Annotated in this window: 15 protein-coding genes and 1 tRNA gene; 8 read left to right on the top strand and 8 right to left on the bottom strand. The window is 41.9% G+C overall.

Annotated elements, in window-relative coordinates; translation table 11 throughout:
* Nucleotides 1–46 precede the first annotated feature (46 nt).
* Nucleotides 47–1,225 carry an amino acid aminotransferase gene (locus OFY17_RS11650; protein WP_263530905.1) on the bottom strand — a complete coding sequence of 393 codons (1,179 nt, stop codon included), beginning with the start codon at nt 1,223–1,225 and terminating at the stop codon, nt 47–49.
* Between the two features lie 48 nt (nt 1,226–1,273).
* The gene (locus tag OFY17_RS11645; protein WP_263530904.1) at nt 1,274–2,218 is read right to left on the bottom strand and encodes a DMT family transporter; all 945 of its coding nucleotides are present in this window, start codon (nt 2,216–2,218) and stop codon (nt 1,274–1,276) included.
* A gap of 138 nt (nt 2,219–2,356) precedes the next feature.
* Here OFY17_RS11645 and OFY17_RS11640 point away from each other — a divergent pair, with 138 nt between their 5' ends.
* Nucleotides 2,357–2,821 carry an Lrp/AsnC family transcriptional regulator gene (locus OFY17_RS11640; RefSeq protein WP_263530903.1) on the top strand — a complete coding sequence of 155 codons (465 nt, stop codon included), beginning with the start codon at nt 2,357–2,359 and terminating at the stop codon, nt 2,819–2,821.
* Nucleotides 2,822–2,907: 86 nt separating this feature from the next.
* The gene (gene rep / locus OFY17_RS11635) at nt 2,908–4,956 is read left to right on the top strand and encodes a DNA helicase Rep (RefSeq protein WP_263530902.1); all 2,049 of its coding nucleotides are present in this window, start codon (nt 2,908–2,910) and stop codon (nt 4,954–4,956) included.
* 19 nt (nt 4,957–4,975) lie between these two features.
* On the opposite strand, the gene OFY17_RS11630 is transcribed toward rep, so the two are convergent.
* Nucleotides 4,976–5,317, bottom strand: a complete 342-nt coding sequence (locus OFY17_RS11630; RefSeq protein WP_263530901.1) for a c-type cytochrome — start codon at nt 5,315–5,317, stop codon at nt 4,976–4,978.
* A gap of 134 nt (nt 5,318–5,451) precedes the next feature.
* Nucleotides 5,452–6,408 carry an NAD-dependent epimerase/dehydratase family protein gene (locus OFY17_RS11625; protein WP_263530900.1) on the bottom strand — a complete coding sequence of 319 codons (957 nt, stop codon included), beginning with the start codon at nt 6,406–6,408 and terminating at the stop codon, nt 5,452–5,454.
* A 445-nt stretch (nt 6,409–6,853) separates the two neighbouring features.
* Here OFY17_RS11625 and OFY17_RS11620 point away from each other — a divergent pair.
* Nucleotides 6,854–6,930, top strand: a tRNA-Arg gene (locus tag OFY17_RS11620).
* 172 nt (nt 6,931–7,102) lie between these two features.
* On the opposite strand, the gene OFY17_RS11615 is transcribed toward OFY17_RS11620, so the two are convergent.
* Nucleotides 7,103–7,660 (bottom strand): helix-turn-helix domain-containing protein, encoded by a 558-nt coding sequence (locus OFY17_RS11615; RefSeq protein ID WP_263530899.1) that lies wholly within the window; start codon nt 7,658–7,660, stop codon nt 7,103–7,105.
* Between the two features lie 99 nt (nt 7,661–7,759).
* Here OFY17_RS11615 and OFY17_RS11610 point away from each other — a divergent pair, with 99 nt between their 5' ends.
* Both OFY17_RS11610 and OFY17_RS11605 read left to right on the top strand, forming a co-directional pair.
* Complete coding sequence (locus tag OFY17_RS11610; RefSeq protein WP_263530898.1) at nt 7,760–8,443, top strand: AzlC family ABC transporter permease; 684 nt, start codon at nt 7,760–7,762, stop codon at nt 8,441–8,443.
* A complete protein-coding gene (locus OFY17_RS11605) occupies nt 8,440–8,757 on the top strand; it encodes an AzlD domain-containing protein (protein WP_263530897.1) in 318 nt (105 codons plus the stop codon). Before OFY17_RS11610 ends, OFY17_RS11605 begins: the two co-directional genes overlap by 4 nt.
* A gap of 72 nt (nt 8,758–8,829) precedes the next feature.
* On the opposite strand, the gene OFY17_RS11600 is transcribed toward OFY17_RS11605, so the two are convergent.
* The gene (locus OFY17_RS11600; protein WP_263530896.1) at nt 8,830–9,948 is read right to left on the bottom strand and encodes a response regulator; all 1,119 of its coding nucleotides are present in this window, start codon (nt 9,946–9,948) and stop codon (nt 8,830–8,832) included.
* A 309-nt stretch (nt 9,949–10,257) separates the two neighbouring features.
* Here OFY17_RS11600 and OFY17_RS11595 point away from each other — a divergent pair, with 309 nt between their 5' ends.
* Complete coding sequence (locus OFY17_RS11595) at nt 10,258–11,787, top strand: hybrid sensor histidine kinase/response regulator (RefSeq protein ID WP_263530895.1); 1,530 nt, start codon at nt 10,258–10,260, stop codon at nt 11,785–11,787.
* Between the two features lie 93 nt (nt 11,788–11,880).
* On the opposite strand, the gene OFY17_RS11590 is transcribed toward OFY17_RS11595, so the two are convergent.
* Nucleotides 11,881–12,771 (bottom strand): LysR family transcriptional regulator, encoded by an 891-nt coding sequence (locus OFY17_RS11590; protein ID WP_263530894.1) that lies wholly within the window; start codon nt 12,769–12,771, stop codon nt 11,881–11,883.
* Nucleotides 12,772–12,875: 104 nt separating this feature from the next.
* Between OFY17_RS11590 and OFY17_RS11585 the strand changes: the two genes are divergently transcribed.
* Complete coding sequence (locus tag OFY17_RS11585; RefSeq protein ID WP_263530893.1) at nt 12,876–13,499, top strand: FMN-dependent NADH-azoreductase; 624 nt, start codon at nt 12,876–12,878, stop codon at nt 13,497–13,499.
* Between the two features lie 4 nt (nt 13,500–13,503).
* The gene (locus tag OFY17_RS11580) at nt 13,504–14,277 is read left to right on the top strand and encodes an SDR family oxidoreductase (RefSeq protein WP_263530892.1); all 774 of its coding nucleotides are present in this window, start codon (nt 13,504–13,506) and stop codon (nt 14,275–14,277) included.
* A 119-nt stretch (nt 14,278–14,396) separates the two neighbouring features.
* Here OFY17_RS11580 and OFY17_RS11575 read toward each other — a convergent pair whose 3' ends face one another.
* Entirely contained in the window at nt 14,397–14,948 is a 552-nt protein-coding gene (locus OFY17_RS11575) for a DUF3833 domain-containing protein (RefSeq protein ID WP_263530891.1), read from the bottom strand.
* Nucleotides 14,949–14,967 lie beyond the last annotated feature (19 nt).

Below are 14,967 nucleotides of genomic sequence, written 5' to 3'. Positions count from 1 at the left end.
TAAAATAGTTAAATTAACAAAAGGGCATTTTTATTTTCAAATACAGTTACTTATCGAGCACTGCAATAAGGGCTTTGGCAAGTACTTCTGTTTGTGACTGCTTCAATCCAGCAAGGTTGATGCGGCCGTTGGGCACACCGTAAATACCATGGTCTTTACGTAGGGCAATCATTTGATCTTTGGTTAATGGCAGCATGGAAAACATACCTTTTTGTGTACCAATTACTTGCATTGAAGAGGGCGCTCCTAGCTTTGTTAAGGCATCGGTTAAACCCTGTCGAATGCCATTAACTCTGTCTCGGTAACTTGCCAATTCTTCTAGCCAAGGTTCTTGATTGCTAAAAAGAATATTGGCAATGGCGGCACCGTGGTTTGGTGGCATCGAATAGTTAGAGCGGGTAATGCGTTCAAGTAAAGTGGATATGCCAGCTAGCTTTTCTTCATCATTGGTCATGACGATGGCAGCTCCCGTTCGCTCACAATAAAGCCCCATATTTTTAGAGCAGCTTGCGGTAATTAAGACTTCGTCAATTTGCTCAACGAATAAGCGTAAGCCCGCAGCGTCTTGCTCTGGCGTTTCCCCAAACCCTTGGTAGGCAATATCAATAAAAGGTGTGATCTTTTTGCGTTTGCAGAAATCCACAAATTGCTGCCATTGCTCCAGTGATGGATCGATACCTGTTGGGTTGTGACAGCTGGCGTGCAGAAGAATGACATCCCCTTTTACCGCATCTTCTAAGTCAGCAAAGCAGGCGTTAATGTCTAATTCCCCGCCCTTATCTTGCCAACGGAAAGACGACACCTGTAGACCAGCCCCTTCCATAATAGGTTGGTGGTTGATGTAACCCGGGTTGGTATTCCAAATTACTACATTGGGCGACAAGCGCTTAATGAAATCAGCAAGTACGCGTAATGCACCAGAAGCGCCTACGGTCTGGATTGTGCGCTGATTATGCAGTCTTGGGTTGTCTGCACCTAAGATAAATTTTGCGATGTTTCGGTTGAATGTCCCATTGCCAGACAGCATGCCGTAGGCTTTAGAGGCAGCTTGATTAGCTAATTGATTTTCGGCCGACTTCACATTTTCCATGACAGGGGTTACGCCTGTTTCGTCGCGATAAACACCCACTAAAAGGTCAATTTTATCTTTTCGTTTATCAGCCTGAAATTCGGCTAAAAGCTCCCATAAAGGATCTGCTCCAACTTGAGGTAAATTTTCTAACATAGTGCTTTTCCTTTTAATCTAACTCTGTAATCTGGTTCTATAACTCGGTTAAGAACGATGAGACAAAATAACACCAGTAACGGTTAATGCGATGCCAGTAACAATGGCAATGGTTAGGGGCTCATTAAATATAAAAACCGCTAATAATGCTGTTAACCCTGAAGATAGTGCACCAATGATAGCGGGTTGAGATGAACCTAGTTGGCTAATAGCATATGAAAATAAAATGGTTGCTAACACCCCAACACCGACTCCCTGAACCAAGATAAAGGGTAGTGCTTCTTCCATTGAGAATGAACCCAAGTTACTTGGGGTAAAACCCAAAAATACGATGCCTAACAGAATAAAAAATGACACATAAGACAGAATAATAGCCACAGTCATGGGCTTTAGTCCTGCACGTTTTAGGCCTATTGAATAACCTGCCCAAGATAGAGAAGCGGCTAGTAAATACAAGATACCTTCAGAGACTCCCGCAGGGAAATTGTTTTTGTTAGACATTAGCATCACAACAATGCCTGCAAAAATGAATGCTAAGGGCATCGCCTTGGTTAATGGGATGGGTTGACGGTAAATAAGGCAAGCCAAAATGGCAATAAAGAAGGGCGGAGTTCCGACTAAAATAGTCCCAACATAGGCGGTTGGGGTGGTTTGCGCCCCCCAAGATGCGAAAAATAAGAAAGGAATCCCTCCTAGAAGAACGAACAAAATGTCAGAGAAGCGTGCTGTTCGTATCTCTTTTAAGTGAGGCATCACCATAGGGGCTAATAATATCAAGGGAACGGCAAAACGAATTAACGCCATATCAGCAATGCTAAGTGGAGATGAGCCAACCGCTCGTGCTGTCAGTGAGAACCCTGACCAAATTAATAATACTATCCCCATCGCCATATAGCCTTTTAATAAAGTCGGCGTAGGGCTTAGGGTTGTTGTGCCCTGAGTTGTTGTTCCTAGAGTTGGCTGTGGAATAGTGCGGGAAATCGTCTTTTCCATTTTGATAGTATCCTTCCTCAATGTTGTATGGATATTATCAATTAAGTTATTCGCATTTATTCGGCGATTTTTGGTTTGTCATAGGGTATTGTTGGTTGATATCGCTAACTATTAATCAAATATTGATGGAAATTACTAATGAGTGCCTTGGATAGAATTGATCGTCATATATTGGAAGTTCTGCAAAAAGAGGGTCGTTTATCGACAGCGGAATTGTCTGACAGGGTGGGTTTATCGCCGTCCCCTTGTGCTCGTCGTTTAAAGCGACTCGAAGATGAAGGTTATATCTCGGACTATCAGGCCAATTTGAATAAGGCCAAAATAGGCATTTCGATGACCTTTTTTGTAGAAGTGAGCTTGAGTAACCATCAAGAAGAATCGATTCAAAGTTTTGAACGCTCCCTAAATGATATGGAAGAAGTGATTAACGGACATATTGTGTCGGGTGGTTATGATTATTTACTAGAAGTGGCGGCCGCTGATTTAACGGCTTATGAAGCCTTCACCAGAAAGCTGCATAAGATCACCAGTGTCAAAGACATTCATACCCATTTGTCAGTGAGAAAAATTGCCAGTAACAAACCCTTGCCCATTTACTGTTAATCGTCGCGCTTTTTTATACCTAACGTGCAATCTCGGGTACACTAGGGGAAATTTGTTTTAGCCTTTAATTTGAGTCCAGCCCTATTATGAGCGAAGCCCTGCCATCTATCTCCCATCGCCTGAAAAATCTAAACGATCGCCAATTGGATGCGGTCAAGCAGATTGATGGTCCCCTTTTGGTATTAGCAGGAGCAGGTTCGGGGAAAACCAGTGTAATTACGACGAAAATCGCCTATTTGATTCAAACGTGCGGATTTAAGGCCAGTAGCATTATCGCTGTGACCTTTACCAACAAGGCTGCCCGTGAGATGAAAGAGCGGGTAGTCAGCATGCTGTCGAAACCTGAGAGTCGTGGCCTGAGTATCTCGACCTTTCACAATTTAGGCTTACGTATTTTACGCCGTGAATACCGCCAAGCAGGGCTGAAAGAAGGCTTTACTCTGTTTGATTCGCAAGACTCTTTTGACTTAATCAAAGAGGTGCTAGATAAAGAGTTTAATGGTCAAACGGATTCCACCGCCTTTTGTCAGAACACCATTTCTAATTGGAAAAACGACCTCACTACACCACAAGAAGCTATGACCAATGCGGATACGGAAGAGTTTCTGTTAGCAGCACAGGTGTATGCTTTGTATCAGCGCTATCTACGCGCCTATAACGCAGTGGATTTTGATGACTTGATTTTACTGCCTGTAAGCCTTTTGATGGCAAGCGATGAACTGCGTGATCGTTGGCAGAAAAAAGTGCGTTATCTGCTGGTGGATGAGTGCCAAGACACCAATGGTAGCCAGTATGAATTGATTCGATTACTGGCTGGCTATCGTCGTTGTTTTACCTTAGTAGGGGACGATGACCAATCCATTTATGCGTGGCGTGGTGCTCGACCAGAAAACCTTGAGCGCCTATCGGTGGATTACCCAAACCTCAAGTTGGTGAAGCTAGAGCAAAATTACCGTTCGACAAAAACCATATTGAAAGCCGCCAATACACTCATTGCCAATAACCCCCACGTGTATGACAAAGCCCTATGGAGTGACCTTGGGGAAGGCGACCCGATACGCGTCATGGTGACCCGTAATGAAGATTCTGAATCTGAGCGTGTCGCGGCCGAAATCCAATCCAAACATTTGCGTCATGATATTCCTTACCGTGATTTTGCTGTGCTGTACCGTGGTAATCATCAGGCAAGATTGTTGGAAATTAAGCTTCAGGCTTATCGTATCCCCTACAAGATGAACGGCGGTACTTCCTTTTTCTCCCGTGCAGAGATTAAAGATCTAATGGGGTATTTGCGCCTCTTGGTGAACCCTGCGGATGACAATGCTTTCTTGCGAGTTGTGAACCTTCCACGCCGAGAAATTGGCCCAGCAACTCTTGAAAAAGTGGGCAACCTAGCGACTCAATTGGGCGTTAGCTTGTTTGAAGCATCGGGAGATAAAGCCCTAGAAGAAACCGTGACAGGGCGATCATTAAAAAGCCTGCAAGAGTTCGAGTTTTGGATGTCTATCTTACGTCGTCGCTTAGAAGGGGCGTCTCCCGTCCCTGTGATCGAACAGATGATTCATGACATGGACTATTATGGCTGGATTCAGGAGCAAAGCTCCTCCGCAAAAGCGGCAGAGCGACGTATTGAGAACGTTCGTTTCTTGTTGGAGTCTATCCAGCGCATGATGGAATCGGCTTGGGAAGAAGACGAAACCGCAGGCTTAGATCAGGCCATTAGTAAATTGCTGCTGATTGATATGCTAGAGCGACAAGAAGAAGAGGAAGACGAAGACAAGGTTCAATTGCTGACTCTGCATGCGTCGAAAGGCCTTGAATACCCCCATGTATTTCTTATGGGCTGTGAAGAGGAATTGCTACCGCACCGCAACAGTATTGAAAGTGATGACATTGAAGAGGAGCGTCGTTTAGCTTATGTGGGCATTACCCGTGCTAAACGAACCCTGTGCATTACTTTGGCTTCTAAACGCCGCCAGTACGGTGAAGAAATAGATTGTTTACCAAGTCGTTTCCTCGATGAACTACCGGAAGAAGATTTGGTTTGGGAAGGCCGAGGGGATGAATCTGAAACGGTTAAAAAAGAGCGTGGTCAGGCGTCACTTTCGGCATTAAAAGCCATGCTAGGGGACTAACAACTAGCATACTCCGTTATTAGTTTTGGCTGTTATCTATCATGAACTGAATGCTGTTTAACAGCTCTTCATCGCTACAATTTCCGCACATACCTTTAGGCGGCATAGCGCCGATGCCTTTTATACTGGTAGCCAATAAACTCTCTAAACCTTTTTCGATTCTAGGCTGCCAATCTGCTTTCTCTCCAAGCCTTGGCGCCCCTGCGGCACCGCTGATATGGCAAGCTATACAAGTGGTGTTAAACACCTGCTCCCCTGAACGTGCCGCTTGAGTGGTATTGATAACGCCAACGCTGGTGATACTAGCGATAAGCACTATTTTACCAATGGCTTTAGTAATTGCTTGAGAGATAGTCTGCACAGAGAAAGACCTTTATCGAAACAGTATTTGAATAAGAATTGTAACAGCTTAAAAGCACTAAAAAGTGATGAGCTGGCGATTTTCACTTTTGCTGTACTTTTATCTGCTTGGAAGTTATCTGTTAACAATACCTTTTAAGAAGCTTTTGAACTCTGTGTTTTTAAATTTGTAATGATGTCATTGCTCATAGACAAAATGTCGAAAGAATGGCGCCATCCCCAGTCATCTCTGGCGTGACTATCATCAATGCTTGAAGGCCAACTGTCGGCGATTCTCTGACGAAAGTCAGGTGAGTAGGTCACTTTGAAGTTAGGGAAGTACTTGCTAATTTCATTGGCAATATCCGTTGGTGTGAAGCTCATTGCTGATAGGTTATAAGAAGACCTTACTCGAATATTTTCTTTTGGTGCTTGCATGATTACGATGGCTGCTTTGATAGCATCTTCCATATACATCATGGGTAGCTTGGTATTGGCTGAGAGAAAACAGTTATATTCTGAGGACTTAAATGCTTCATGATAAATATCGACAGCGTAATCTGTAGTGCCGCCACCTGCTGGGGTTAACCAGCTGATGATTCCCGGGTAGCGTATGCTGCGCACATCCACATCGTAATTTTGGTGATAATACTCACACCACCTTTCGCCAGAAAGTTTGCTGATGCCATAAACTGTCGTCGGCTCGGTAATAGTAAACTGAGGTGTGTTCTCTTTCGGTGTTGTCGGGCCAAAAACAGCAATGCTAGAGGGCCAAAAGACTTTTTTGATTTTCTTATTTCTAGCTAACTCTAAGACATGTAGCAGAGACTGCATGTTCAATGACCAAGCTGCTTCAGGGGACTTTTCTGCTGTGGCAGATAGCATAGCGGCCATCAAATAGACGTCCGTAATCTTATGTTTTTCGATAACAAAGGATAGCTTCTCGTTATCAAGCACATCTAGATGCTCAAATATTTCATGCGGGTTGTGAGGGGTAGGGAACTTAATATCCGATGCGATGACATTACTATCACCATAAAGTAAGCGAAGCTGTTGAGTTAACTCAGTGCCAATTTGACCACATGATCCAATAACAAGAACCCTAGTACACATATGACATCCCTTTACTAAGTCTGTAGGTACTTTAACGGCTTAACCTTGATTCTGAGTGATGTTTCAGAAATATAAGCACGCCTGTCTTAGGTTTTCTTTTATGTATCCATGTTTTTCTAATTGTTATCCTAATGTTTCGTTTTGTAGTGGTCAAACCCAAGTTAACTTCAAATAAGTAACTTACAAATGAGCTGAGTTTTGGGTTAGAGGTATCGTGAATAATTGGAGCCTTGAATGTAATGGCTAGCAGTACAATGATTGCTTGGCCACCTTAATGGCTGGAAGGGGTAATAAATAGAAGGCACTTCTGGCTTTGCTTTAAAAAAACGGGGCACCTAAAGCAATGAAAGTTGATAGAACTTATATTAAGTACTGGAATCCTAAAGGAATTCGATTAGAATACAGCACCATCCTAATTGGCTTAACACTCTTCTAGCCAAGACATGCGCCCGTAGCTCAGCTGGATAGAGCGTCGCCCTCCGGAGGCGAAGGCCGGAGGTTCGAATCCTCTCGGGCGCGCCATTTTTATAATGGAAAATAACTCTTTAATCCTCGTTTTTACTGGCTTTATAAGGAAAATAATTATTTTTAATTTTTGTCTGTAAAACACATTTTTTCTTTATGGGACAAAATTGAGATATCTCCTAGAATAGTTCATTTCATAAAATGAACTATTCTGTCTAAAAATGATTTTTTAATGTTCTGTTACAAATACAGCCATAGTGTTTTTTTCTAGGGCTCTGAATACATGAGCCTGATCACCTGGGTAGCAAATGTAATCTCCTGGATTGAGCTCTATGGGCTCTTCTTCTAATCCAACTAATGCTCGACCTTGAGCAATTATAACGTGTTCAATAGTACCTTTTGAGTGAGGTTGCGAGTGATGTATCTCGTCAGGTTGAACTAAGGTCAGATAAAGGTCGCGCCGAGCAGAAGCAGGACAGTTTGCTAATAGGATAGCTTTGTAATCTGCTTGCCCCGAATTCACTGCGGTTCCTTCACCTTTGCGTAATACTTGAACTATTGGTTTTTGCTGTTCCAGTAAAACAGAAAAAGGAATTTCTAACGCGGTACTTAGTGACCATAGAGTTTCAATGCTTGGATTTCCTACTCCTGCCTCTAGTTGAGATAACGTCGATTTAGACACTCCCGCAACTTTTGCAAGCTTCCCGAGTGAATAACCTTTTTTGAGTCGTTCTCTTTGCAAAGAGGCCGATATGATTTTTTTGGGGTCGGCAGTTGATTGTGTCATGTGGTGTCCTGTTTTTTATAAAAAACGAATGTTTTATTTGACGAACAGTTGTTGTTTGTTCATTATATAGTTCAATTGTTCGCTATAAAAGACTAATGTATGGTTTTTAAAATAGATAAAGTGACTCGTAGTATCCTTCTCGTCTGCTTGATCGATGGCATTGTTGGTGTGTCTTTTGGTGCCTCTGCTGTGAATCTTGGAGTGGAGCTTTGGATTCCATTTGTCTTGTCTATCGTCGTATTGGCAGGTGCCTCTGAGTTTTTATTTGTTTCTGTGCTTGCGGCTGGAGGTAGCCCGTTTACGGCGGCGCTGGCTGGCTTGTTAGTTAATGCGCGGCATTTGCCTTTTGGGGTTTCTGTAAAAAATGAAGTTGGTGCAGGAAAACAAAGGCTATTGGGATGTCATCTAATGAATGATGAAAGTGTGGCTTTTGCTCTGGCTCAAAGTAGTAGAAAAGAAAGGAGGCGGGCTTATTGGTTATGCGGTCTTGGTATTATTGTCTGCTGGCCACTGGGAATATTAGTAGGAGGGCTATTTGGAGATTTAATAACTCACCCCGAAAGCTTTGGTTTAGATGCCTTGTTCCCTTCTCTAATACTAGCTTTGGTGCTTCCTAACTTGAGCACAATAAATAAAAAGGTAACAGCATTGTTCGGTGCGTTAATAGCTTTATTAACAACCCCCTTTCTACCGGTTGGTTTGCCTGTACTGTTATCTTCTTTAGCACTTTTTTTTACAACAAAAAGGGTTAAAGCAGATACTAAAAAGAGCGAAAGAGCATGACTTTATTATTGATTTTTAGTATGGCTATTTTAGCACTTGGTACCTTTGCTTTTCGTTATTTTGGTTCGGTAATGGAGCAATATGTACCAGACTTTCAGCGCTATGAAGAGCTATTAAATAATATGGGGATGGTATTGCTTATTTCTGTTGCTGCTGTCGTTATGATATACGAAGCGGGTGCGTTTGCAGGGTGGGCTCGTTGTATTGGTGTCGTAACAGCTGGGGGCTTGGCATATTATCGAGTGAATATATTAGGTGTTTTATTTGTAGGGACTTTTGTAACAGCAGGTCTTCGTTTACTAGGAGTTCCTTAGGAGCTGACTTGCGTATGTGAAGCGCTTACCTGCTTTGTTGGATTTTCTATTTGGCGGTATTGTTTTATCTTGTTACAGGTTCTTAAGTACCCCTTCTAAATCTTCAACTAGCTGATGAGCCTGATCAAATTGGTACTCTTCTAGTGCATTTGAAACGGATTTTAATGGCGTATTTTCTCCGTATGTTTGCAGCATCCTATTTAGAACTTGTTTAGCTTCCGAGTCATATTCTTCGAGTAGAGTTTTGAGTTCTGTTAAGTCTGTAAGTAGTTCTGTTGATACTGACAACTCTTCTTTTTCAGCCGTTTTTTCTTCTTGCAGTTCATCTAGGTTGTGGTGTATCTCGCTGCAAACCATTTCCATTTTTGTCTCTAATTCGGATAGGTCGACCATAATGCCTGCCTTGTAGGCCATTTCTAGTTCGGCAGCAAGGTGGTGTATTTTTACAATGCCTAAATTGCCTGCAACTCCTTTAATGCTGTGCATAAGTTGAGAGGCTTTTACAAAGGAAGAGACTTTATCCTCTGGTTGTTTGAGCAAGCTGTTTAATGTGTGTGGTGTATTTTCATAATCTGTAGCAAATTTCAACAGGAGCTTATAATACAGCTCCTGATTTAGTTCTAGACGCTTTAATCCTGTGATGGCATCCACTTCTTTCCAATAGGTTGCTTTTTTAAGAGTGCGTCGTTCTGGTAATGGCGCTGTTTTGGGCTGTGGAGTAAGGGAAGGTTTCTCTGGAGACGGCTCGGTTTTAATCCATCTTGCTACTTTTGATAATAAGTCTGCGGGCATAATGGGTTTAGCTATATGGTCATTCATTCCCGCTTTGTTGCATTGTTCTTTATCAGATGAAGTGGAGCTTGCTGTCATAGCAATAATAGGAATGTTTTGCCATTTTGGGTTTTGACGTATGATACGGGTCGCTTCAAGGCCATCCATTTCCGGCATGTGTAAGTCCATCAAGATGCCGTCATAGGATGTGGTGTTCTTCATAGCATCAATGGCATCTTTGCCTGTTTTGACGAGATCTAAGGTAATACCGAGATAATTGAGCATACCGACAGCAACTTGTTGGTTGATCTCGTTGTCTTCTGCCAGTAATAAGTGTGCGCCTTTATAAGAAACAGATAATATTTCGTTATCTTGTGGTATCTGATAGGCGGCAATCGTCTTTCCCTGATGCTGCTGCATTTCCAACTCCATGTTGACTAAGTGATTTCATAAAGGTCACTTATAAAGCAAGATAATTATTCTATATCTAGCTAATAGATTAGCAATAATACCGTCTTATGCAATACTGTGTATGTAAAACATTTCAAAATGTAAGATTTTGCATTTGTTCTTAGTATTAATTTATCTTATGTTTTTCTAATGTGCTTAACTTGAAGCTTTGCGTAATTATTAGCTAGCTTTTAATTTAAGTACGCTATCGCAAAATACCTTGAGCTAAACATGTAGATACCATACCTATTTACTATTTTGATGACAGAAGGCTAATTCATGGAAGAGATGATTAAAGGCAAGAGTTTTCTTATTGTTGATGATCAAGAAGCAGTACGACAATTAGTCTCTCGGTCTTTAAGTCAGTTAGGTGCGGGGAATGTTATTCAAGCCGCGAGTGGTACAACCGCAATGAAAATCGTTGAGTCTCAGCAATGCGATTTTATTATTTGCGATTGGAACATGCCTAAAATGAATGGTGTCGATCTTTTAAAAGAAGTCCGCCGCCTTCCTTCCTATAAAAAAATCCCTTTTTTAATGATCACGGCTGAAACAGACAAACGGCGTGTTATGGAGGTGATTTCTTCTGGCGTTACTGACTTTCTAGTAAAGCCTTTTAATGTGAAAGCATTGAAAGAGAAAATTGAAAGGTGCTTCCTTGTAGGTAGCCCAGAGGGGATGGCGCAGTATTTACAAAGTAACTTGCGTCCTCCTGCTGCTAAAGTAGAAGAGAAATCTACTCTTTTAGTGGTAGATGATGTGGCTAGCAATGTGGATGTTTTGGTTAATTTGTTTCAGAAAGAGTATCGAGTAAAAGTGGCTTCTTCAGGGGAGCAAGCGTTAAAAATCTGCTTTGCATCGCCGCCTGACCTCATATTAATGGATGTCAGTATGCCGCCAGGTATGAGTGGCTTTGAAGCATGTGAAGAGTTACAAAAAAACCCAGACACGCAGGGTATCCCTGTTATTTTTCTTACTTCTAGAGACAGCTCTGTTGATATGACGAAAGGCTTCGAAATAGGCGGAGTTGATTATGTGATCAAACCTTCGGAGCCAGCTATCGTAAAAGCTAGGGTGAAAAATCATTTACGCCTAAAAAGTGGAAGAGACTCTATGGCGCAAGAGCTGGATTTGATGCTGGAAAATAGCAGGCTAAGGGAAGAGATGCAGCTGATTATTCGACATGATCTGAAAACCCCTCTTATTGGCATGATCTACCACCTGACAGAGCTTATAGACAATCCAGATATACCTAAAGACGCGACGAATCATATCCTATCCATGGAGTCGGCTTCCTATCGAATGTTGGCCATGATAAATAGCTCACAGAAATTGATCAAAATAGAACAAGGAACCTATAAATCGAAACAGGAAAAAGTCGATTTAGATAAGATAGTCTTGCGTATTGAGCAAGATTTACAAGGTATTATGAATGAAAAATCAGTAAGTTTTGCTGCTCATTCAGAGGACCCTTGGTATATCGTAGGGGAAGAGTTGCTTTGCTATATTCTGGCAGAAAATCTACTTAAAAATGCCATTGAAGCAAGTGATGACAATTCTGAAATTAAAATACAGTTTAGTAAAGTCGACTCTATGGTAGTGCTGGAAATTGAAAACACTGGAACGGTTCCCGAGTCAATTAGAGGTAACTTTTTCGATAAATTTTCCACGGCTGAAAAAGAAGACGGTTCAGGAATTGGTACCCATTCTGCTCGCTTAATGGCACGTGCCCAGCGTGGCGATATCAAACTAGAGTGTGGAGAAAGCACTACTAAACTGGTTGTTACTTTGCCTAGCTGGGAAGACTAGGGAAGGGCGCCCATAAATCTTATTAAGTTGTATAGCAGGCTCTTTTAAAGAGTTTTATAAATGGACTTTATTGGTAGCTATCGCATTTCTATATTAACCTACCTTGTCTAATAAAAAGTTCATAAATGCTGCGGTTTTCGCTGGTATAAAAGCACGGGAAGGGTACATCAGCCAGACACCAGTTTCGACTGGTAGGCCAGAGAAAGCCCAATCAGGTAAAACTTCAACGAGCTCCCTCGAAAGAATTTCATCTTGTATTGACCACTCGGGTAATATCGTTAACCCCATTCCCTTGGTGACGCAGGTCTTAATAGCGGAAGCAGTTGTTAAGGTTAGTATGGGGCGAATAGCGATAGTATCGATTTGATCATCTTGCTTGAAATACCATTCCTTATTAAACCCTGAATAACTAAATGTGATTAGCGGATGCTGCATAATTTCTTCTGGGCATTGGATAGGTGCAGCCTGTTCTAAATAAGTAGGGCTTGCAACTAAGAGGTACTTAACATCGATCAACTTTCTTGCGACTAAGCTACTGTCGGATAACTTCCCCTGTCGAATCGCTATATCAAACTGTTCAGTAATAATATTATCCCGTGAATCAGATAGGGTAATTTCAGGGGTCACTTTTGGGTATTTCTGGAGAAACTCTTTCAATAAAGGCGTTAAGACTATCTGTCCAAATGATATAGAAGCGGTGATGCGCAGTGAGCCTGAAGGTTCAGATGAATTATCGGTAATTTCTTGATTTACGCATTCGAGTTCATCAAACAGTGGTTGAATCCGATGAAAATAGTCTATGCCTGCCTGTGTAGGAGCAAGATTACGTGTTGTCCTTTGGAAAAGCCTGATTTTAAGCTGACCTTCAAGCGTGGCTATCGCGCGTGAAATAGACGACGCCGCAACATCAAGATCTTTAGCCACTAGGGTAAAGCTTTTAGCGCGATAAACCGCAAGGAATATTTTTATATGGTCTAAGTTCATTAGTGCATTATTTGCATTAATGATTTGCAGTTCAAGTTATTTATTGCAAATTGGGTTCGCCCTATTCTTTTTATCTCATTGTTAATACAGATAGGAGAATACTTATGACTACTTTATTCCGTTTAGACTCTAGCCCTCGTAAAGAGAGCTCCCATTCTCGTGAAATTGCTGACTTGGTTGAACAGCATTTGCAATCTATTACGCCTAATTTAACTATTCAGCGACGTGACCTTGCTGACACTCAAATACCTTCGTTATCTGATGTAACAATTAACGGTTTTTTTACTCCATCTGAAGAACAGACGTTGGAACAAAAGCATGATACTGCGCTATCTGATGAATTAATCGCTGAGCTAAAAAGTACACATACTTTATTGATTAGTGCTCCTATGTACAATTTTGGAGTGCCAGCTTCCCTTAAGGCTTGGATAGATCAGGTTTCTAGAATCAATGAAACCTTTGCTTACGATGGAGTCTCTTTTAGTGGCCTTCTTCCAACGAAGAGAGCAATACTGACTTTAGCTTATGGTGCAGAAGGGTATGCAGAAGGTGGTGAACTTTCCGCAATGAACTTCTTTGAACCATTCTTAACTTCTTTGTTGTCATTTTTGGGGATTAAAGAAATTCATGTGATTCGTCTTGAAGGAACTTCAACAGCTACGCCAGAACAACTTGCCTTGAAGAAAGAGCAGTTAGCCATGGAAATTAAGACGCTAGTCAGGGGGTAATATCATGTTACAAAAGTTGGACTTTAGAGGTAAAACAGCCCTTATTATGGGGGCAAGCCGTGGCATAGGATTAGCAACAGCGCAGATATTATCTCAGTATGGCGCGACGGTTGTCCTCGCAGCTCGCTCTTCGAAAGTGATAGAAGAAGGGGCTAGAAAAATTAATGAGCAGGGTGGTCATGCCTATGCCATACCCTGTGATGTGAGTGATTATGGTTCCATTCAACATTGTGTCGATAAGTGCCTACAACAAACAGGAAAAATTGATTTTTTGATTAATGTCGCAGGAGTTATTGAGCCATTAGCACACCTTATAGATAGTGATCCTGAGCAATGGGCTTTAGCGGCTGATATTAATTATAAAGGCGTCTATTTCTGTATGCGTGCGGTACTACCTCATATGCTGAACGCTGGGGGCGGTATTATTGTCAATATGAGTTCTGGAGCGGCTAACAGTGCGTTGCATGGTTGGAGTCATTATTGCTCTTCCAAATCGGCGGCTAAAAAACTAACGGAAGTCGCTCATAATGAGTTGCACGAAAGAAACATACGTGTTGTAGGTTTATCACCGGGTACTGTAGCGACAGGGATGATGGAAGATATTCGGGAGGCAAAAATTAATGTTGTGAGTGATCTTGATTGGTCTGTACATATATCCCCTGAATCAGCAGCTGAGGGGGTAGCTTTTCTTTGTGGGTCAGAGGGAGCGGAGTTTGCCGGTATGGATTTTTCTATTAAGACTGCAGAAGGGCGGAAAAGAGTCGGACTAGCTGTTTGAAAATACAATTTAGGATTACAGTGAATTTAAAATGAAGCGAGAGAAATCAAAACCCGTTAAATGTTGGATATCTGTTTAGCGGCTTTTGTTTTCTCAATTTTTGTTAATCTTCTAAATCGTTAATTTTTTACTTTTTGAATCACAATAGACAAGTATCCCACCTCGAACCCAAATTTGGTCATGATGGATTCGTTCATTACGACACCTTCTTTGACCATGTACATGCGGTCATCGACGTTTACTTCAATCAGTTTGTCGTTGTAAGGGACCTGAAGAGTGTACTTCATGAAAAGGGCATTGCCAGCCATGCGAATATCACCTGTGCCAATAACATCGTTTGCCGTGGCGCTGTACTGACCGTTTTCATCTGGAGTCATAATCCATGTGCGATTTTGAATCTCGCCATCATCAAATTCAAACACTTCAGCCAAGGTGCCTACACCATTTTCCCATGAGCCTTCGAGGGTGGCGTTAAAGTAGCGGATGACTTCACCACTGCGATTCTTAAGAATGCCATGGGCGGTAAGTGAATCAGAGAAAAAGCCCTGTAGATCAAAGGTTGGTTGGTTTTTTTCGTAGAGGCTTACCGAAGGAGCTGAGCAGGCGCTAAGAAATAATAAGCAGAATAACGCCATACTTTTGGTTTTAATGTGGTGTTGTAATGCTTTCATTATGACTCCATATGGCGTT

It is taken from the genome of Marinomonas sargassi (assembly GCF_025716875.1).
Taxonomy (GTDB): Bacteria; Pseudomonadota; Gammaproteobacteria; order Pseudomonadales; family Marinomonadaceae; genus Marinomonas; species Marinomonas sargassi.
Note: the sequence above shows the minus strand (reverse complement) of the source record. Positions and strands in the feature narration are given on the sequence as shown.

What these genes read in the sequence shown, in the direction of transcription:
- OFY17_RS11650 (WP_263530905.1), bottom strand. Translation starts at nt 1,225, where the DNA reads ATGTTAGAAAATTTACCTCAAGTTGGAGCAGATCCTTTATGGGAGCTT.
- OFY17_RS11645 (WP_263530904.1), bottom strand. Translation starts at nt 2,218, where the DNA reads ATGGAAAAGACGATTTCCCGCACTATTCCACAGCCAACTCTAGGAACA.
- OFY17_RS11640 (WP_263530903.1), top strand. Translation starts at nt 2,357, where the DNA reads ATGAGTGCCTTGGATAGAATTGATCGTCATATATTGGAAGTTCTGCAA.
- rep (WP_263530902.1), top strand. Translation starts at nt 2,908, where the DNA reads ATGAGCGAAGCCCTGCCATCTATCTCCCATCGCCTGAAAAATCTAAAC.
- OFY17_RS11625 (WP_263530900.1), bottom strand. Translation starts at nt 6,408, where the DNA reads ATGTGTACTAGGGTTCTTGTTATTGGATCATGTGGTCAAATTGGCACT.
- OFY17_RS11615 (WP_263530899.1), bottom strand. Translation starts at nt 7,660, where the DNA reads ATGACACAATCAACTGCCGACCCCAAAAAAATCATATCGGCCTCTTTG.
- OFY17_RS11610 (WP_263530898.1), top strand. Translation starts at nt 7,760, where the DNA reads ATGGTTTTTAAAATAGATAAAGTGACTCGTAGTATCCTTCTCGTCTGC.
- OFY17_RS11605 (WP_263530897.1), top strand. Translation starts at nt 8,440, where the DNA reads ATGACTTTATTATTGATTTTTAGTATGGCTATTTTAGCACTTGGTACC.
- OFY17_RS11600 (WP_263530896.1), bottom strand. Translation starts at nt 9,948, where the DNA reads ATGCAGCAGCATCAGGGAAAGACGATTGCCGCCTATCAGATACCACAA.
- OFY17_RS11595 (WP_263530895.1), top strand. Translation starts at nt 10,258, where the DNA reads ATGGAAGAGATGATTAAAGGCAAGAGTTTTCTTATTGTTGATGATCAA.
- OFY17_RS11590 (WP_263530894.1), bottom strand. Translation starts at nt 12,771, where the DNA reads ATGAACTTAGACCATATAAAAATATTCCTTGCGGTTTATCGCGCTAAA.
- OFY17_RS11585 (WP_263530893.1), top strand. Translation starts at nt 12,876, where the DNA reads ATGACTACTTTATTCCGTTTAGACTCTAGCCCTCGTAAAGAGAGCTCC.
- OFY17_RS11580 (WP_263530892.1), top strand. Translation starts at nt 13,504, where the DNA reads ATGTTACAAAAGTTGGACTTTAGAGGTAAAACAGCCCTTATTATGGGG.
- OFY17_RS11575 (WP_263530891.1), bottom strand. Translation starts at nt 14,948, where the DNA reads ATGAAAGCATTACAACACCACATTAAAACCAAAAGTATGGCGTTATTC.